Here is a 17,611-nt window from a genome sequence, read left to right as displayed (position 1 = left end):
ATGAAAAAAAATCCATATCATTTTAACAACAAAAAGGAGTTTAATGAGGCTGTCAACAAGAAGTTTAAGCCTCTAATAAATGCAGAGGTTGAAAAGCTTCACGCTGCTTATGCAAAAGAAATGGAAGAAGCTAAAATACAAGCCACAATGGACGCAAGCACAATGATGTTGCCTTTGATAGCAACTAGCTTATATGAAGCATATGGTTTTGGCCAGAAAAGAATTGAGAAGTTTATTGAATATTTTAATAAGCACCTGGAATGTATAGGTGATGGGATAACATCTGCAGATCAGTATGAAGATTGGTGCAAGGAAAAGGGTTATGATTGTTTGATAATGGAGGCTGAATAATGAGAGAGATTAAATTTAGAGGATTAGACCGAATCGATGGTAAAGTTAAAAATATTGAACAAATTGATATTAAAAATGAGTTGGTTTTATTCGAAAATGATGGTTGGGTAGACGGTAATAATTATGAATTAATGCAATACACAGGTTTAAAAGATAAAAATGGCAAGGAAATTTATGAGGGTGATATCATACAGCTAAAAAACGAAGATTTAGAAGTGATAAAGGTTGTTTGTGAGTTCGGTACAGCAAAGCGACAAATCTTTGACAATTTAGTTGAAATAACAGGATTCTACTTTAAACGGCTTTGTGATGACAAAAAAACATTTCCGATTGCTAACAATTATTTAGGCAAGCATGATTTAGAGTTGTTTGAAATTATCGGTAACATTTACGAAAATCCAGAGTTGTTGGAGGCATACAATGAAAGCTAATAATAATAACATAGGTAAAAACGGTAGTGGCTGTAGTGATCCTACAGCTTACGCTGCCATTAAAAAAGTTGGTTATAATGGAAAACTGAAAGATAGAAACAGGAAAAAGGACGTTGAAGATGCAATGCATATCATTATTCGAATGTTAGAGATTATAGATTTTAAATTAGAAGGCAGATTGGTTTTGATTGATAAACAGACAGGCAAAAGGTATGAGTAGGAGGTGGACTAGGTGAATACGGTATTAAAATATCCAGGCAGTAAATGGTCAACAGCAAATTGGATAATTTCAAATTTTCCACATGGCTATGAAAAAATGACATATCTCGAACCTTATCTTGGAAGTGGAGCTGTATTTTTCAATAAGAATCGCTCAAAAATTGAAACTATAAATGATTTAGATGGAAGTGTTGTAAATCTGTTTAAGGTCATTAGAGAGCATCCAGAAGAATTAGCGAAGCTGATAAAATTTACACCATGGTCAAGGCAAGAATATAGAGAATCGTATGAAATTAATGGTGATAGCATTGAAGATGCAAGATGTTTTCTAGTAAGATGCTGGCAGGCAATAGGAACGAAAACAAGTGATATAACAGGATGGGCAAATTGCATAAAACCTGCAGATAACGGAAAATCAAGGTGGTGCAGATTAGAACCGTCTATTCAGCAAACGGCATTAAGACTAAAAAGTGAAAAATTAAATATTGTACAAATTGAAAACACATCTGCAATCGACTTGATAAAAACATACAATCGTCCGTATGTATTTATTTACTGCGACCCGCCTTACGTACTAAGCACAAGAAGCAAAAGAATTTATAGATATGAAATGACAGATGATGAACACGTTGAATTGCTGACAGTCTTAAAGGAGCATTCCGGTCCGGTAATAATATCTGGGTATATGAATGATATTTACAAGGAACTGTTAAAGGGTTGGGTTATTAAAACCAATAAATCGAATTGTGAAAAGGGTAAGACCGCAACGGAAGTAATATGGATGAATTATGAAGCAGGTCAATTGAGAATGGAGGTTTAGGCAAATATGAGATACCATTACACAGAAAAAGAATCAAAAGAAATTCTAAACAATCTAACTATCCTGGTTGACACGAGAGAGCAAGCTAATAATCATATATTAGATTTTTTCAATAAAAAGAAAGTCAAGTACAAAAATAAGAAATTAGACTTTGGAGATTACTCCTTCATGCTCCCATCGATGCCTGACATGGGTATATTAAAGCCTTTGGTTTTCGACAATGAATTAGTAGTTGAGAGAAAAGGAAGCCTTACAGAGCTATCTGGTAACCTCACAAAAGACAGAGAGAGGTTCGAAAAAGAATTAATTAGAAAGAAAAACTCTAAATTTTATTTAATGATAGAAGATGGTTCCTGGGAAGACATACAGAGCGGAAATTATAACACACAATATAATCCAGTAAGTTTTCTTGCAACTTTGAACGCTTACATTGCTAGATATCAGATAGATATTAATTTTGTAAGTAAATATTATGCTGGAATGTATATACATGCATTATTTAATTATCACTTAAGGGAAGTAATACTGAACTACAAGGGAGACCTGGAAGAAGGTGAGTAGATGTTTGACTACGACAAAATGTTTGATGCAATTTTGCCATTGCTTCAGGACAAAAAGAAAAATTTCAATAGTAAAGATAAAGAAAACTATAGTTTTAAATGCACTCATCACCAGGATAAAACTGCATCAGCTTATATTGCTCTTAAATCAGATGGCGGTATAGTCGCAGGTTGTCGTACATGTGGCAGCTCTTACGGACTTAATACTATGCTTGCAGATCTTGGACTAAATAAGATGGATTTTATTGAAAAGGATGAAACGTATTATAGTAAAGAAAATCTAATAGCTTATATTAGAGAGAACAATGTTGGCAATGTCACAAAAGATGAAAATACCGGTGTATGGGTTGTTGATAAAGATTATAAGTTCGATAATGCATATTTTTATACAGATGAGAGAGGAACTCTGGTATCAGTAAAAATTAAGTACAAGCTCATTAACCATGTTGCAGATAAAAAACCTAAAAGATTTATTCAGCGCGTTATTAGAGAAAATAAGATTATAGCTGCATCAACTGAAACAGTTGACCAACTACCAAAGCAATATATTTACAATGCTGCAGCTGTACAAAATGCTATTAGAAAAGGTTACTATATTTACTTAGTCGAAGGCGAAAAAGATGCTGATACTCTAATTTACAATGGTCTTGCAGCCACGAGTTTTGCGACCGGTGCAGGGTCCATGTTTGATGATTACAAAAGCCAGTTGAGAGGTGCAAAGTTAGTTTTACTTGGGGATTTTGATGGGCCAGGCAGAAACCATGTAGAGAAATGCAGAAATTTTTTATTTGATGATGTTGAGAAAATGTATATCGTTGAATATCTTCCGGAACTAAGCAAAGTACCTGGGAGCAAATTAGATGTAACTGATTGGTTAAATGCTGGCCATAATGTCAAAGAACTTACGGACTATGTATTTGATAGTTGTTTAGATGTTAAAAATACATATAAGCTGCAGGAACATAAAGATTTTAGTTATGGTATTTGGAAGTGTACGGATGGCAAAGAGGATGCGAAAAATAAAAAGCAACTTACCAATTTCGTTATAGATGGAATCAATATTATAAATCGTGTTGATACTGAAGAGGAATATTTTGAAATGATTATTAGGACACAAGATAACCGAACGCTCAAAAGACGTGGCAGCATATTAGTATTTAATGATGTGCGTAAATTTAGAGATTTTTTAAACTCTTCAGACCTAGTTTTCAGAGGATCCATTGATGTCCTGATAGATCTAAAGGAATGGTGTTTTAAATATAAAAAAAGAGATACAACGACGGCCTATGATGTTGGTGGTATACGTCTCATCAACGGCGAGTGGAGATTTGTTACCAGTCTTGGTTCTTTTGATAATAATTTTATTTATGATCAAGCAAATATTTATTATGAAGATGATGATTTTGAGAAATTTAAAGATTTAGAACTTCCAACGAAGGAAGAAATTATTGAAGTATACGACAGCCTATTAAGCTTTAATAAAAGTGAGGTTGTTTATACTGTACTTGGCCATGTTGGGGCAATGCTATTGAATGGAAAATATGAAGAACTAGACATTAAACTTAATCACCTTGCGGTATTTGGTGAAGCTGGAGCAGGCAAGAATACAATTGTTGAAAATATAATTCAGCCATTAATGAATTTTGATAATATGGCCATGATGAAAGACGTTACTAATTTTGCTTTTTTAAGAGAATCTTCAAGGAATAAAACTTTGCCATTTATTATTGATGAGTATAAACCATCATATTTCCAAGAAAAAAAGAACCAGGAGCTAAGTAACTTCTTTAGAAATGCATATGACAGAAATAGTAGTATCAGAGGTAATAGGAATTTACAAACAATAAAAATAACTCCAGTAAGACCTATAGTTATCATGGGTGAAGAGGGTTACTGGCAAGATGAAACGGCTTTGATGGAAAGAAGTGATATAGTTTATATTTCAAGAGCCAACAAAGACGATGGCACATTAGTAGCTATAAGAAATCTTATAAAACATAAAAAAATTCTAAATAAAATAGGCAAGTTGCTTGTCAAGGAAGCGCTAGAAATTGATATAAATAGTTTTGAAAAATTTAGAAACAGCTGCATAAAGCTAGTTGATTTTAAGGACCGTCCATTGAACACTTTTATAAATGAGGTCCAGGGATTGAATCTTATTAGAAAATCTTTTAAAAGATATGGCATTGAGCTTGATGTAAAGTTAGGAGCTGAATACATTGCAAATAATATTATAAATAACATCTTACAAAACAGGAGAGAAACAAAATCACAGGTTGAGAACATGTTTGAATTACTAGACGAAATGATTTCAAACGGCTTCGGCCTTAAAGATGGATTGCGTGTTGATAAAGATGATGAATGTGTATATATATATATTCCAATTATTTATCCAGCGATTAAAAAATACATAAGGGATTTTAACAGAGAAGCAGGAGTTCTCAGTAAAAATGATTTTATTAAGCAGCTCAAAGGTAGCAAATATCTGTTAGATAAATCAGTTATGAATATTAGAATTAACAACAAAGTTAAGAAAAGTTACAAATTGGACTTAAACTTATTGGACGATTTGGGATTAGATAATATATGCATGTTTGAGCCAGTAAGTGAAGAAAATGGAGAACAAATTCCATTTTAAGGAAAATAATTTTGATTTTGTTACCTGTTTTAAGCGTTTGTTACCTGTTTGTTACCTGTTTTTTGGGAAATAGGTAACGCGATTATTTCCCAAAAAAAGCGCTGAAAGCATTGCCCTTACTATATATATAATATAATAAATTATTAAATATATATATATATACTATAATGTTACCTATGTTACCCGATTTATAACTACACACTATATAGGTATTTTCTCTCTCACAGGGGGTGTGTAGTTCTGTGAACAGGTAACAAAGGTAAAAAGAGCTGTTTTGTGTTGAAATTGCAATATGTTGACGCGTTACTTCAACAGGTAACAAGACTTTAAAAAAGGTAACGCAGGAGGCATTATGGACGAATTAATAAAAAAGTTTAACATTAACATAAATCGAATACGAAAAGCGAATTGGTATTTTAAAAACAATAAAGGCACCATTGAAGCAGAGCATGAGCTTGACAATATAATTATTGATTGTAATGATATTTGCAATAAGTTAAAGGCAATGAATTACGATATAGGCAAGCTTGACATGAATATTACATAAGAGGGTGATAAGTTGCAAAGGAAAGTTAATAAGTATTACTTTGAAGAAACTATAAGGCTACTTGAGGACTACAACATGTTGAGGATAAACTCTGACACTCTGGCCATGGATGTTGAAACTATGAATGATGATGTGAGTATTAGTACCAGCAATACTCAATCAATAGTAAGTTTCACTAATGCAATACATAGCTCAACAGAGGATAAAGCATTACAAAGGATAATGAGAGGTGAGATGGTTGTTAACAGTAAGAAAGTTATTGATACTATAGATAGGTGCATCGAAGTACTTCCAGAACTTCAAAGGAAAGTAATATTAAATAAATATATCAAATATAAATCTTGGATTGAAATAAGTTTTATGTTACATACATCAGAGAGTTGGTGTAAAAAGCAAAGGAATAAGGCAGTTAGAGCTATTGCATTAGCTTTATACGGGGACAAGATTTATGAATAGTACACTTTTTGTACACGAATCGTACCCGAATTGGATACGTTAGGTACCAAATTATGTAGTAGAATGTTATTATTGATTCATGTAAATCATTTGTCGGGCAAGGATAGCAGCTTAATCGACGAACCAAGAGACACTCAATAAAAGGGTGTCTTTTTTATTGTGACGATGCAGATATAAATTAGACTGCATAGGGAATAGGGGAGGGTATTAGTATGACAATAAGAGAGCTTATAAAATATAAAGATATGGAGACTTATAGAAAGTTACAACAAATAAAGTATTCAAGTACAAGTAAAAAAATAAAACTTGGTGATAGTCCTAAAAATCTAATGAAATCTAATAGTTATAAAAGAGACAAGGGAGCAATCAAACAGACTAGGTGGGATAAATAATAGGTACTTTGGGGACTTTATTTCATTGCGGGTGCTTGCGAGCCCAAATGTTTGCTAGATAATAAGCAAAAAAAGTCATTTCGGTTTCTTAGTTATATGTAAGTTTTAAATAAAAAGAAGGTGAATAAACGCTGTGAGTATCAATAGTTTGAAAGAAAAAGAATATAAAGTCTCAACGACTGAATTATCCGAAATTCTCGGACTTAGTTCAAGACGTATTCAGCAACTTACAAAAGAGGATGCCTTGGATAGAGTTTCGCATGGTGTTTATGATCTGCCTTTGTCTATTCAAAGCTACTTAAATTACATAAAAGAACAAAGTAAGACTGGAGAAGAATTAAGTAAAGTTACTGAAGAGATTTTATTGATTAGAGCCAGGAGACAAAAAGCAGAAATGGACCTTGATATCATTAAAGGAAATGTTCACCGGTCTGAGGATGTTGAAGCGATAATGAATGATATGCTTGCATCCTTTAGAGCTCAATTATTGGTTTTGCCTAACAAGGTGGCACCTTTAATAATAGCGCAGACGGAAGTTGAGTTAATAAAAACCATTATTAAAAAATATGTGAATGAAGCCCTTCAGGAATTATCTTGTTATGATCCTGATATGTTTTATTCCAAAAGTAAAAATAAGATTACGGATGAGAATGAAGATATGAAAGTGGCAGAAGATAAGGAGCCACCAGATGATAAAAAGCATAAACGAAATAGAAAACAAGACTAAGCAGCTTTTTAAAAGAATTTCTAAAATAATGGCGCCACCGCCCAACTTATCCGTATCTGAATGGGCTGATGTTTATCGTAGGCTATCATCCGAAGCTTCAGCTGAACCTGGTCAATGGCGTACAGAACGTGCTCCATATCAAAAGAAAATAATGGATGAAATAAATAACCCCAGAGTTGAAATTATTATATTAATGACAAGCGCCCAGGTAGGGAAGACTGAAATCATATTAAATGCGATAGGTTATTTCATAGATTATGACCCATCGCCAATAATGGTTGTGCAACCTACAGTTGAAATGGCAGAAACATTCTCAAAGACAAGACTTGCGCCTATGTTGAGAGACACTCCAGCATTAAAAGGAAAAGTAGCTGATATTAAGTCTAGAAATAGCAGTAATACAATATTAGAGAAGTCTTTTCCTGGTGGTGTTATTGTAATGGTAGGTGCGAATTCATCTTCAGCATTAGCTAGTAGACCAATAAGAGTATTACTAGCGGATGAGGTTGATAGATTTCCTGCAAGCGCCGGCACTGAGGGAGACCCAGTGTCACTAGCTGAGAAAAGAACTACAACATTTTCTAACAGAAAAAAAATATTTGTCTCAACTCCAACGATTAAAGGTGCAAGTAGAATTGAAAAGTTTTACAATTCAAGTAATCAACAGCATTGGCATTTGCCTTGCCCTTCTTGCGGAGAACATCAACAATTAAAATGGGGCCAAATAACATTCGAATATGATGATGTTAAAGAAGAGGTTATATGTGTTAAGCACAGATGTAAATTTTGCGGTTTTGCTTATGGTGAATATGAGTGGAAGACTGGTGAAGGTAAATGGATAGCTGATAATCCTAATTCTAGTATTGTCGGGTTTCATATAAATGAATTAGCTAGTCCGTGGAAGCACTGGGATGAAATTGTCGTAGACTTTAAGCAAGCAAAAAAAGATGGTAAAGAGTCTTTAAAAGTTTGGGTCAATACTTCTTTAGGTGAGACATGGGAAGAGAAAGGAGTCGGACTTGAATCTGATGAATTGTTAAGTAGGCGTGAGGAATATAGCTGTGATGTGCCTGAAAATGTAGCGGTACTTACTGCAGGTGTTGACGTACAAGATAACCGTTTAGAGTATGAGGTAGTTGGTTGGGGGATTAATAAAGAGTCATGGGGAATTGAATATGGAGTTCTTATGGGTGACCCCGGCAAAAGTTTCGTTTGGAAAGCTTTAGACGACGTACTTTTTAAAACATTTTCAAGAGCCGACGGCGTACCTCTTAATATAATGTCAACTTGTGTAGATACTGGAGGCCATCATACAAGTAGTGCATATGCTTATTGCAAAGATAGAGAGTTGCAAAGAGTATGGGCTATTAAAGGTATAGGAGGTTCAGGCCATAGTTTTATAAAGAGACCTAAAAGGCGTGAGCAAAGTGGAGTCTATTTATTCACTATAGGTGTTGATGTAGGGAAAGATACGCTTGTATCAAGACTAACAGCGAAGCCAGACCAAAATGGATATTGTCACTTCCCTTTTGAAACAGAAAAAGGATATGATGACGCTTATTTCAAAGGCTTAACTGCAGAACATAGAGTTACACGATATAAAAACGGTCAAACTGTGATTAAATGGGAAAAGAAATCTATTTCAGCAAGGAATGAACCGTTTGACTTAAGAAACTATGCTACAGCAGCATTAGAGATATTAAATCCTAATATAAATGCTATATTAAATCAATTAAATGGCGAACAGTCTTTTATTCCTAAGAAAATCAAGAAACGAAGACGTGTTGTTTCAAAAGGCATAAGTTAAGCACCTTATTTAGGTGTTTTTTTATTTAAATTTTATAAAATGAGGTGGCAAATATGGACTTAACTACAGCAAAACAGCATTTAGATGCCTGGTTAAATGCAGAATTAGCAGTATCAACTGGTCAGTCATATAGGATTGGAACTAGACAACTTTTTAGAGCTAATTTATCAGAAATCAAAGAAAGAATAACATATTGGCAAAGGGAAGTTTCAAGGCTTTCAGGTCAAGGAAAAAGGAAGGTATTTAGGGCAGTTCCCAGAGATTTATAAAGGATGTGAGAAATTTGAATGTATTAGACAAAGCTATAGGCTATGTTTCACCAAATACTGCTCTTAAAAGAGAAGTAGCAAGGCAAAAAATTAAAATGATTAATTCCGGATACGGAGAACACGGCGCCAGTAGCAAAAAGAAAAGCTTAGTTGGATGGCTAATAAGGTCCAGCTCAGTGTTGGAAGATATTGAACAAAATATTCCAAAATTAAGAGGACGCTCAAGAGATTTATATATGGGTGCGCCACTTGCTACTGGTGCCTTGAAAACTATCAGGACTAATGTAGTAGGAAGTGGATTAAGATTAAATGCTCAAATAGATTACGAATACCTGGGCATGACATTAGAAGAGGCGGATGCATGGGAAACTAAAGTTGAAAGAGAATTTAATCTTTGGGCTGAATCAATCCACTGTGATGCGCAAAGGATGAATAACTTTTATGAGCTTCAGCAACTAGCTTTAATATCTCAACTGATGTCGGGTGATTGTTTGGCTACTCTACCATTAATACCTAGAGTGTATATGCCTTATGACTTAAGGATTAATATTATTGAAGCTGATAGGGTGTGCAATCCTAATAACTATATTGATTTTGACAACAAGATTGTTAATGGTGTTGAGATAAATACATATGGTGAAGTAGTGGCGTATCATATAGCTCAAAAACATCCTGGTACAGTTATGCTGTCAAAAAATAAATGGGTTAGAGTTAGAAAATTTGGCGAGAGAACCGGAAGACCTAACGTAATACACTTGATGGAATCTGAGCGACCAGAACAAAGAAGAGGGGTTCCTATTCTTGCGCCGGTTATTGAGTCATTAAAACAATTGACGAGGTATACTGAAGCAGAATTAATGGCTGCGGTTATTAGTGGCATGTATACCGTGTTTATTAAAACTGAAAGCCCAGATACAGAGGCACCAGGGCAATATGTAAGTCCAGTGGATCAGTTAGAAGATGATGACGATAATATAAATTACGAGCTTGGTAATGGCGCAATAGTAGCTTTAGGAGAAAATGAAAGCATAGATATATCTAACCCTGCAAGACCTAATGTAGCTTTTGACGGATTTGTATCATCAATGTGTAAGCAAATTGGTTCTGCGCTTGAGGTTCCTTATGAATTATTACTTAAACATTTTTCTGCGTCCTACTCAGCAAGTAGAGCTTCTTTGTTAGAAGCATGGAAGATGTTTAGAATGAGACGCTCGTGGATGGCAAATGACTTTTGTCAGCCTATATATGAGGAGTTCCTAGCGGAGGCTATTAGTAAAGGTAGAATAAGTGCACCAGGATTCTTTACTGATCCCTTGGCGCGAAAAGCTTATTGTACAGCTGAATGGAATGGTCCATCTCAAGGACAAATAGATCCGCTTAAGGAAGTAAATGCTGCATCTAAGAGAGTTGCTGAAGGCTTCAGTACTAGAACAAAAGAAACTGTAGAACTGGGTAATGGTGACTTCTTTAGAAATAATAGATTAAGAATTGTGGAAGAAAAACTTAGGAGAGAAGGTGGATTAACTTCAGACAATAGCAATTCAACAGATGAGGATACGGAAGATCCGGATGAAACAGATATTAATGAAATAGTGAGGAGGTGAAAAATTGGCAAGAATTAAAATTAAAGGTGTAATCATACCTAATGATTATAAGTGGATTTATGATTGGTTTGAAGTTGACTCAACTTGTCCTAAAGATATAGAAGATCAACTAGAAAAAGCTAATGGAGAGGATTTGGAAATTGAAATCAACTCAGGTGGCGGTGATGTTTATTCTGGTTCAGAAATCTATACAATTATTAAAGCATACTCAGGAAAAACCATAGGGAAAATTATGGGACTTGCGGCAAGCGCAGCTTCAGTAATAGCTATGGCTTGTGGTAAATTGATTATATCACCTACAGCGCAAATTATGATACACAATGTATCAAGTTACGCTTCGGGTGATTATAGAGACCTACAGCATGAGGCTACTGTATTAAAGAACTATAATACATCAATTGCTAATGCTTATATCCTTAAAACCGGTATGACTAAAGATGAATTATTGGACCTCATGGATCAAGAATCATGGTTTAATGCACAACAAGCTCTAGAGAAAAAATTTGTTGATGAAATCATGTTTGATGATAATCAAAAGCTTGTAGCAAGCTCAAGCAATTCACAAATGATTCCTTTAAATGTTATTAACAAGATGAGGAATGAATTTAAAAACAAAATCAACACGGAAATTATTAAAAATCCAAAGAATAAGGAGAATAACGTAATGAATTTAGAAGAATTAAAAGAAAAACATCCCGATTTGTATGATCAAATCAAGAAAGAAGGATACGCCGAAGGTGTAAAAGTTGAAAATGCGCGTATCAAAGAAATTGAGGATTTAGGAGTACCGGGTTTTGAAGATTTAGTTAATAAAGCTAAATTCGATACAAAGGAAAATGCTGAAACTCTTGCAGTAAATATTTTGAAAGCTCAAAAGAAAGTTGGAAATGACCATTTAGAAGCTACTAAAAAAGATGCTGAAGAACTTAATGGTATCGAAGGCTCTGAGGCTCCTGAAGGAAATTCAAAAGAAACAGACGAAAAAGAGGGAGCTTCATTAATTGCTAAGTTTGCAAATAAAAAAAGAGAAAAAGGAGGCACTAAATAATGACTACTTTAGGAACATTTAACTATGACAAGCTATTTGCTGGCGACGCTGAAGTTGTGATAGAAAGCGCTATGGCGGGAGCAACAATGGTTAGAGGTACAGTTGTTGGTAAGATTACAGCTTCTGGTAAAATTAAAGCGGTTGATTCTGCTGCAGTAGATGGCTCAAAAGATCCTTATGGAATTTTGGCTGATGATGTTGCGGCTGATGGAGACCCAGCAGTTTTATATTTGACAGGTGAGTTCAATGAAGATGCTATAACATTCGGTGGAACTGATACAGCTGATACTCACAGACTTGCATTAAGAAATATCGGAATATTTTTGAAACAAAATCAGAAAGCATAATAAGGGAGGATAAAATATATGCCATTAGATTTATACAATACTAGAACAATGCTTCAGGCAATAGAAATGATGATGCCTGCACAAACATTTTTAAAGGACACTTTTTTCGCCAACTCTAGAACATTTATAACTGAAAATGTAGATGTTGATTATTACAAAGGCAGAAGAAAGATGGCTCCTTTTGTATCACCTAGAATGCCAGGTAAAGTAATGGACAGGCAAGGATTTACTACTAAATCTTTTAAACCTGCAATGATTAAACCACAAAGAATCATAACTGGTGATGACATAAATAAGCGCTCAATGGGTGAGAATATATATTCAGTAAAAAGTCCGGATGAAAGAGCTGCAGAACTTATAGCTAGAGACTTAACTGAATTAGATGAAGCTATTACAAGAAGAGAAGAATGGATGGCAGCTCAAATACTGTTTACTGGAAAAGTTGATATAATCGGTGAAGGTGTAAATGCTACAATGGATTTTGATTTTACTAATAAAACTACTTTAAGCGGTACAGAATTATGGAGCAATCATGCAAAGGATGAAATAACTGGAGAATATGAGAGTAATCCTATAGATGATTTAGAAACATGGAGAGATGCAGTTATTAAGTCATCTGGCGTTAATCCTGATAGAGTTATTATGTCAGCGGATGTAGTAAGAGCATTTACAAGACATCCAGCTGTAACAGAAGTTTTAGACAATAGAAGAATTGTTTTAGGACAAATTAATCCTTCGGTTTTACCAAATGGAGTAACATATATAGGAGCTATTTCAAAACTCGGCCTTGATATTTATTCTTACAACGAATGGTATTTTGACGAAGATACTGAGACGGAATTACCTATGGTTCCAGCTGGAACTGTTATGTTAGGCTCATCCGGTGCACGTTCAGACTTCTTGTATGGAGCTGTAACATTAACAGACCAGGGTACAAACAACTTTGTGACTTATGAAGGTTCTAGAATTCCTGATTCATGGATCAAGAAAGATCCTGCTTCAAGAATTTTACAACTGAATAGCAGTCCTTTACCTGTACCTCATGAGGTTGATGCGTGGTACATTGCTAAAGTTCTGTAGGAGGTATACTATGATAGTAATTGCTAAAGAAAATATTAGGCATAATCGTAAAGAATATGTTGCTAATGATAGAATTGAATTAAATGAAAAGGATGCGGAGCGACTCGTTAATTTAGGAGTCGCTTTTTTTCCTGAAATTATTCATACACCATCAGATAATGAAGATGGTGAAAATAAAAACCTAAATACCGATGGTGGTAATGTTAATTCAACTGACGACGGAAATAATCCAGACACAATTGAATTAACTCCGGAACAAGCAGCTGCAGAGATTGAAAAGTTATTTAATTATAACGAATTGAAAGATGCAGCTAAAAAAGTCGGCTTAGAATTTGCCGGTAATATATCAAAAGCCAATCTTATTTCTCTTATCATTGAACAAAATAAAGCTGAAGCCATATTTGACTTGGTAGAGGAAGAATAAAAATGAATTTTAAAGATGTAATAGCAGCTGATATTGACAATGTGTTTTTTAATTCTAATGAATTTGCTGAAGAAATAACCATAGATGGGACTAAAACAAATATCGTTATGGATAGTGACTTATTAAAAGAATTACAGCTTAGTAATGGGGGAGAGGGGCTTGCTAATAGTGAGCTCCTCTTTCATGTTAAGAAAAACGACTTAAAATTTAGTCCGTTTGTTGGTCATGACATACTCTTCAACGAAAAACTTTACTATATTAACAACATTCAATATGATGAAGGTCTTTATACGATAGCCATAGGAGTTGCTAGGTCATGAACATAACTATAGATGTTGACGAAAGAATGATTAATGACGTTCAGGATAAACTTGGAGGATTTCACAAACGAGCACCAGGAGCCATTTCTAATGCTTTAAACAGGGCTGCTACTAATGTTAATTCAAACATCAAAAAAGAAGTTAGAAAAGAATATAATATTAAGTCTCAAGACATCGGCGAAACATTAGCAAAAACAAAAGCAACTAAAGGAAGTTTAAGAGCTGAAGTAAAATCAAGTGGTAGATCAGTTCCATTAGACAGGTTCAAGGTATCTCCAATGACAGTTAATCCTAAACGTAAAAGTCAAATAAAAATTGGAGTTAAAAAAGATGGTTTGAAAACTGTAATGGGTGCTTTTGTTGCTGATGTAAGCGGTAAAAAAGTATTTCAACGTTCATCTAAATCACGGCTGCCTATTAAAAAGTTATTTGGACCATCAGTACCACAAATGTTAGAAAATGAAAATGTTAAAGAAATAATCGAAACAGAAGGTCATGAAACATTTAATAAAAGACTAGAACATGAAATTGATAGAATTTTAGAAAAAGGGAGAGGTTAAAATGATTCCTCTTGACTTACAAGATGCTTTAGTATCACGCATGAAAGAAGAATTTTCAAATATACGTTTAAAAAATATAAAGAATGAAATGGTACCATTAAGTTTTTTTCCGCAGCATTTACCGAACCATAGAAAAAGTGAAGATGATAATGATCCTTATCCTTGTATTATTATCCGAATAGCAAACGGAAGTGAAATCAATGAAACAGAAGCTAGTAGTGCTATCATTCAATTTATAATTGGAGTTGTTGAAAGAGATAGTAATAACCAAGGATATAAAGATGCGCTTACTGTAGCAAATAAGATAATGGAAAGCCTTAAAAAAAGACCAACTATAGGTGGAAGATATGAACTAACCTTACCTATTAATTGGGCTTATAACGATGAAGATGCAGACCCTTATTTCTTTGCAGGACTAGAGACAAACTGGAAAACTCCGAGTTATATTAGAGAGGATGTGGAAAATTTAATATGAGTAAAAAGAAAAATATTGAAACATTAGTTTATTGTGGACCAAGCTTTGCGGGAAGATTACAGCAATTTTCTATTTACAAGAATGGAATTCCACCATATATAGATAAAGAAATGGAAAAATGCCCGTCTATAAGCAAGTTATTTGTTCCAATAAGCAAGTTAGCAATAACAAGGGAAAAATTAAGAAATCAAGGTAGTAAAGAAAATCAGTTATATCAAAATATATTAAAATTCCAAAAGGAGGGGTAATAAATGTCTTATCAACATGGAATATACATTCAAGAAAACCCAACGTCAATAATACCTCCAGTAACGTCTGATTCAGGAGTTCAAGTAATTGTTGGAACAGCTCCTATAAATCTTTCAAAAGATTTACAAGGTGCAGTTAACAAACCAATAATAGCTTATTCATGGGCAGAAGCTATAGAAAATTTAGGTTATAGTGATGATTGGGAAAATTACACATTATGTGAAGCGATGGATGCAAGTTTTAGACGAATAGGCGTTGCACCAGTTATTTTTATAAATGTTTTAGATCCGGAAGTACATAAAGTAGCAGATACGGAAACATTAACTTTAACAGATGAAGAAGGAACATTAGATGCATTTGGAATAATATTGAGTTCAGTTGTAGTCAAGGATTCAGAAGGAGTAACAACCTATACTAAAGATGTGGATTATACAGCTGCATTTAATTCTGACGGGTATCTTGTTATTTCAATTATAGATGGGGGATTAATACCTATAGAGACTGCAGGACTAAAAATTGAATTTAATAAACTAGACCCAAGTCTTGTGGATGATGAAGATATTATCGGTGGTTATGATGTTGTTACTGGTAAATATACAGGTCTTGAACTTATAGGGCAGGTATATCCTAGATTAGGAATTGTACCTGGATTAATATTAACACCTGGATATAGCCATAAACCAGGAGTTGCTTCAGTTATTGATGTTAAAAGCGAATCAATAAATGGCAGTTTTAACTGTATGAATGTCTTAGATATAGATAGTACAACGGTAAAATCTTATCAAGATGCTCCAACTTGGAAAAATACTAACGCTTATACAAGCAAAAGAACTATCCTTTGTTGGCCAAAGGTTAAAATAGGAGATAAGGTATATTGGTTTAGTAGCATAATTGCGGCACTTACAGCTTATACAGACGCTCAAAATGATAATGTACCATATGTATCACCAAGCAATAAAACTTTACCTATAACAGCTACAGTACTTGCTGATAACAGCGAAGTATATTTAGATCAATTACAAGCAAACTTTTTAAACAGTGCTGGTATTATGACGGCTATTAATGTAAACGGGTGGAGAGCATGGGGCAATAACACAGCAGCATATCCAGGTACTACAGATCCGAAAGATAGGTTCATACCAATAAGAAGAGTATTTGATTGGTGGGGTAACACATTTATTCTAACATATTTTCAAAAGGTAGATGACCCTTCAAGCTATAGGTTAATAGAAAGTATTGTAGATAGTGAGAATATCAGAGGTAATGGATTCCAAGCAAGAGGACAAATAGCTGGAGCTAAAATTGAGTTTAGACAAGAAGATAATCCAATAACTAATATATTGAATGGTCAAATACAATTCATTCAAAAAATAGCGGCTTTTCCACCAGCTGAGAACATTGTAAATGTTCTTGAATTTGATCCTAGTATGCTACAAAGTGCATTATATGGAGGTGAATAATAATGAGTAACCCAATACCAGAAAGAGTAGTTAATTATAATGTTTATGATGATACAGACAAGCTTGTAGGAATTTCAGGCGAGATAACACTGCCTAACTTTGAAGCAATGACTGAGACAATTTCAGGAGCCGGAATAGCAGGGGAATATGAATCTGCAATACCTGGTCACTTTTCTTCTCAAACAATAGAAATTGTATTTAGAGTATTAATGGAGAAGTCTTTTTCATTTATGAAGAATAGTGGAAAGTCTTTGGTTTTAAGAGCTGCGCAACAAAGTTATGATGTTGCTCAAGGAAAGACTCAACATAGACCTTTAAAGATAACTATTAGATATCAACCTAAAGGACTTAATTTAGGTACATTATCTGTAGGTGGCATGACCGAAAGTACGAATGTACTTGAAGTATTATACATTAAGATAGAGGAAAATGGAAAAGTAATGCTTGAATATGATAAATTAAACTTCATATTCATTGTTGATGGAGTAGACTTGCTTGGAGAAATTAGGAGGATGATTTAATGAGTAACATGAAAATTACATTTAAAAAGCCTTATAATTTCGAAGGTAGTGAATATAAAGAAGTAGATTTATCCAATATAGAAAACCTAACTACTAGGGATTTAATTGAGGCAGATAAAATATTTAATAGTTCCGGGCAAATAGCTCTTATGAATGAAATGACGACAGGTTATTCGTGCATTATTGCTTCTAAGGTGGCTAAATTGCCGGTAGAATTTTTTGAAAGTTTGCCTATAAGAGAAGGACTAAAGGTGAAAAATTTAGTCATGGGTTTTTTAAATACCGAGGTCTAATAAAATGTGATGG

The 17,611-nt window shown here is 34.1% G+C and carries 24 protein-coding genes; all 24 read left to right on the top strand.

All coding sequences use genetic code 11. The features are described 5' to 3' along the window. The 24 genes from J2Z76_RS02320 to J2Z76_RS02205 all read left to right on the top strand — a co-directional run bounded on the left by J2Z76_RS02320 (position 1) and on the right by J2Z76_RS02205 (position 17,598). Positions 1-351 (top strand): hypothetical protein, encoded by a 351-nt coding sequence (locus J2Z76_RS02320; protein ID WP_209510364.1) that lies wholly within the window; start codon positions 1-3, stop codon positions 349-351. Beyond that, positions 351-782, top strand: a complete 432-nt coding sequence (locus J2Z76_RS02315) for a YopX family protein (protein ID WP_209510363.1) — start codon at positions 351-353, stop codon at positions 780-782. Before J2Z76_RS02320 ends, J2Z76_RS02315 begins: the two co-directional genes overlap by 1 nt. Continuing rightward, positions 772-1,002 carry a hypothetical protein gene (locus J2Z76_RS02310; RefSeq protein ID WP_209510362.1) on the top strand — a complete coding sequence of 77 codons (231 nt, stop codon included), beginning with the start codon at positions 772-774 and terminating at the stop codon, positions 1,000-1,002. Before J2Z76_RS02315 ends, J2Z76_RS02310 begins: the two co-directional genes overlap by 11 nt. A gap of 12 nt (positions 1,003-1,014) precedes the next feature. Further along, the gene (locus J2Z76_RS02305; protein ID WP_209510361.1) at positions 1,015-1,821 is read left to right on the top strand and encodes a DNA adenine methylase; all 807 of its coding nucleotides are present in this window, start codon (positions 1,015-1,017) and stop codon (positions 1,819-1,821) included. A 6-nt stretch (positions 1,822-1,827) separates the two neighbouring features. Then, the gene (locus tag J2Z76_RS02300; RefSeq protein WP_209510360.1) at positions 1,828-2,382 is read left to right on the top strand and encodes an ERCC4 domain-containing protein; all 555 of its coding nucleotides are present in this window, start codon (positions 1,828-1,830) and stop codon (positions 2,380-2,382) included. Beyond that, complete coding sequence (locus J2Z76_RS02295; protein ID WP_209510359.1) at positions 2,383-5,019, top strand: hypothetical protein; 2,637 nt, start codon at positions 2,383-2,385, stop codon at positions 5,017-5,019. Between the two features lie 352 nt (positions 5,020-5,371). Then, the gene (locus J2Z76_RS02290; RefSeq protein ID WP_209510358.1) at positions 5,372-5,566 is read left to right on the top strand and encodes a thioredoxin domain-containing protein; all 195 of its coding nucleotides are present in this window, start codon (positions 5,372-5,374) and stop codon (positions 5,564-5,566) included. Between the two features lie 12 nt (positions 5,567-5,578). Next, on the top strand, positions 5,579-6,022 hold the full coding sequence (locus J2Z76_RS02285) for a sigma factor-like helix-turn-helix DNA-binding protein (RefSeq protein WP_209510357.1): 444 nt from the start codon (positions 5,579-5,581) through the stop codon (positions 6,020-6,022). A 212-nt stretch (positions 6,023-6,234) separates the two neighbouring features. Continuing rightward, complete coding sequence (locus J2Z76_RS02280; RefSeq protein ID WP_209510356.1) at positions 6,235-6,414, top strand: hypothetical protein; 180 nt, start codon at positions 6,235-6,237, stop codon at positions 6,412-6,414. A gap of 244 nt (positions 6,415-6,658) precedes the next feature. Next, on the top strand, positions 6,659-7,141 hold the full coding sequence (locus J2Z76_RS02275; protein ID WP_209510355.1) for a hypothetical protein: 483 nt from the start codon (positions 6,659-6,661) through the stop codon (positions 7,139-7,141). Continuing rightward, positions 7,104-8,948, top strand: a complete 1,845-nt coding sequence (locus tag J2Z76_RS02270; protein WP_209510354.1) for a phage terminase large subunit family protein — start codon at positions 7,104-7,106, stop codon at positions 8,946-8,948. Before J2Z76_RS02275 ends, J2Z76_RS02270 begins: the two co-directional genes overlap by 38 nt. A gap of 53 nt (positions 8,949-9,001) precedes the next feature. Continuing rightward, positions 9,002-9,217 carry a DUF6148 family protein gene (locus J2Z76_RS02265; RefSeq protein ID WP_209510353.1) on the top strand — a complete coding sequence of 72 codons (216 nt, stop codon included), beginning with the start codon at positions 9,002-9,004 and terminating at the stop codon, positions 9,215-9,217. A gap of 14 nt (positions 9,218-9,231) precedes the next feature. Next, a complete protein-coding gene (locus J2Z76_RS02260) occupies positions 9,232-10,821 on the top strand; it encodes a phage portal protein (RefSeq protein WP_209510352.1) in 1,590 nt (529 codons plus the stop codon). 4 nt (positions 10,822-10,825) lie between these two features. Continuing rightward, entirely contained in the window at positions 10,826-11,869 is a 1,044-nt protein-coding gene (locus tag J2Z76_RS16950) for a head maturation protease, ClpP-related (protein WP_209510351.1), read from the top strand. Beyond that, entirely contained in the window at positions 11,869-12,216 is a 348-nt protein-coding gene (locus tag J2Z76_RS02250) for a head decoration protein (protein WP_209510350.1), read from the top strand. Before J2Z76_RS16950 ends, J2Z76_RS02250 begins: the two co-directional genes overlap by 1 nt. Before the next feature lie 18 nt (positions 12,217-12,234). Further along, on the top strand, positions 12,235-13,296 hold the full coding sequence (locus tag J2Z76_RS02245) for a major capsid protein (RefSeq protein WP_209510349.1): 1,062 nt from the start codon (positions 12,235-12,237) through the stop codon (positions 13,294-13,296). A gap of 10 nt (positions 13,297-13,306) precedes the next feature. Beyond that, the gene (locus J2Z76_RS02240; protein WP_209510348.1) at positions 13,307-13,720 is read left to right on the top strand and encodes a DUF7210 family protein; all 414 of its coding nucleotides are present in this window, start codon (positions 13,307-13,309) and stop codon (positions 13,718-13,720) included. Positions 13,721-13,722: 2 nt separating this feature from the next. Next, a complete protein-coding gene (locus tag J2Z76_RS02235; RefSeq protein ID WP_209510347.1) occupies positions 13,723-14,040 on the top strand; it encodes a hypothetical protein in 318 nt (105 codons plus the stop codon). Beyond that, entirely contained in the window at positions 14,037-14,600 is a 564-nt protein-coding gene (locus J2Z76_RS02230; RefSeq protein ID WP_209510346.1) for a phage tail protein, read from the top strand. Before J2Z76_RS02235 ends, J2Z76_RS02230 begins: the two co-directional genes overlap by 4 nt. A gap of 1 nt (position 14,601) precedes the next feature. Beyond that, positions 14,602-15,075: a hypothetical protein gene (locus tag J2Z76_RS02225; protein WP_209510345.1), complete on the top strand. Its 474-nt coding sequence runs from the start codon at positions 14,602-14,604 to the stop codon at positions 15,073-15,075. After that, positions 15,072-15,323, top strand: coding sequence for a hypothetical protein (locus J2Z76_RS02220; protein ID WP_209510344.1), 252 nt, complete (start codon positions 15,072-15,074; stop codon positions 15,321-15,323). The genes J2Z76_RS02225 and J2Z76_RS02220 overlap by 4 nt, the downstream gene beginning before the upstream one ends. A 3-nt stretch (positions 15,324-15,326) precedes the next feature. Further along, on the top strand, positions 15,327-16,784 hold the full coding sequence (locus J2Z76_RS02215; RefSeq protein WP_209510343.1) for a phage tail sheath family protein: 1,458 nt from the start codon (positions 15,327-15,329) through the stop codon (positions 16,782-16,784). A 2-nt stretch (positions 16,785-16,786) separates the two neighbouring features. After that, a complete protein-coding gene (locus J2Z76_RS02210; protein WP_209510342.1) occupies positions 16,787-17,305 on the top strand; it encodes a phage major tail tube protein in 519 nt (172 codons plus the stop codon). Next, on the top strand, positions 17,305-17,598 hold the full coding sequence (locus J2Z76_RS02205) for a phage tail assembly protein (protein ID WP_209510341.1): 294 nt from the start codon (positions 17,305-17,307) through the stop codon (positions 17,596-17,598). Before J2Z76_RS02210 ends, J2Z76_RS02205 begins: the two co-directional genes overlap by 1 nt. The last annotated feature ends 13 nt before the right edge of the window (positions 17,599-17,611 follow it).

Source organism: Sedimentibacter acidaminivorans, from assembly GCF_017873955.1.
GTDB lineage: Bacteria > Bacillota > Clostridia > Tissierellales > Sedimentibacteraceae > Sedimentibacter > Sedimentibacter acidaminivorans.
The sequence above is the reverse complement of the archived record's forward strand: the minus strand, read 5'-3'. Positions and strand labels throughout refer to the sequence as shown.

What these genes read in the sequence shown, in the direction of transcription:
- J2Z76_RS02320 (WP_209510364.1), top strand. Translation starts at nt 1, where the DNA reads ATGAAAAAAAATCCATATCATTTTAACAACAAAAAGGAGTTTAATGAG.
- J2Z76_RS02315 (WP_209510363.1), top strand. Translation starts at nt 351, where the DNA reads ATGAGAGAGATTAAATTTAGAGGATTAGACCGAATCGATGGTAAAGTT.
- J2Z76_RS02310 (WP_209510362.1), top strand. Translation starts at nt 772, where the DNA reads ATGAAAGCTAATAATAATAACATAGGTAAAAACGGTAGTGGCTGTAGT.
- J2Z76_RS02300 (WP_209510360.1), top strand. Translation starts at nt 1,828, where the DNA reads ATGAGATACCATTACACAGAAAAAGAATCAAAAGAAATTCTAAACAAT.
- J2Z76_RS02295 (WP_209510359.1), top strand. Translation starts at nt 2,383, where the DNA reads ATGTTTGACTACGACAAAATGTTTGATGCAATTTTGCCATTGCTTCAG.
- J2Z76_RS02290 (WP_209510358.1), top strand. Translation starts at nt 5,372, where the DNA reads ATGGACGAATTAATAAAAAAGTTTAACATTAACATAAATCGAATACGA.
- J2Z76_RS02280 (WP_209510356.1), top strand. Translation starts at nt 6,235, where the DNA reads ATGACAATAAGAGAGCTTATAAAATATAAAGATATGGAGACTTATAGA.
- J2Z76_RS02270 (WP_209510354.1), top strand. Translation starts at nt 7,104, where the DNA reads ATGATAAAAAGCATAAACGAAATAGAAAACAAGACTAAGCAGCTTTTT.
- J2Z76_RS02265 (WP_209510353.1), top strand. Translation starts at nt 9,002, where the DNA reads ATGGACTTAACTACAGCAAAACAGCATTTAGATGCCTGGTTAAATGCA.
- J2Z76_RS02250 (WP_209510350.1), top strand. Translation starts at nt 11,869, where the DNA reads ATGACTACTTTAGGAACATTTAACTATGACAAGCTATTTGCTGGCGAC.
- J2Z76_RS02245 (WP_209510349.1), top strand. Translation starts at nt 12,235, where the DNA reads ATGCCATTAGATTTATACAATACTAGAACAATGCTTCAGGCAATAGAA.
- J2Z76_RS02240 (WP_209510348.1), top strand. Translation starts at nt 13,307, where the DNA reads ATGATAGTAATTGCTAAAGAAAATATTAGGCATAATCGTAAAGAATAT.
- J2Z76_RS02235 (WP_209510347.1), top strand. Translation starts at nt 13,723, where the DNA reads ATGAATTTTAAAGATGTAATAGCAGCTGATATTGACAATGTGTTTTTT.
- J2Z76_RS02230 (WP_209510346.1), top strand. Translation starts at nt 14,037, where the DNA reads ATGAACATAACTATAGATGTTGACGAAAGAATGATTAATGACGTTCAG.
- J2Z76_RS02225 (WP_209510345.1), top strand. Translation starts at nt 14,602, where the DNA reads ATGATTCCTCTTGACTTACAAGATGCTTTAGTATCACGCATGAAAGAA.
- J2Z76_RS02220 (WP_209510344.1), top strand. Translation starts at nt 15,072, where the DNA reads ATGAGTAAAAAGAAAAATATTGAAACATTAGTTTATTGTGGACCAAGC.
- J2Z76_RS02215 (WP_209510343.1), top strand. Translation starts at nt 15,327, where the DNA reads ATGTCTTATCAACATGGAATATACATTCAAGAAAACCCAACGTCAATA.
- J2Z76_RS02210 (WP_209510342.1), top strand. Translation starts at nt 16,787, where the DNA reads ATGAGTAACCCAATACCAGAAAGAGTAGTTAATTATAATGTTTATGAT.
- J2Z76_RS02205 (WP_209510341.1), top strand. Translation starts at nt 17,305, where the DNA reads ATGAGTAACATGAAAATTACATTTAAAAAGCCTTATAATTTCGAAGGT.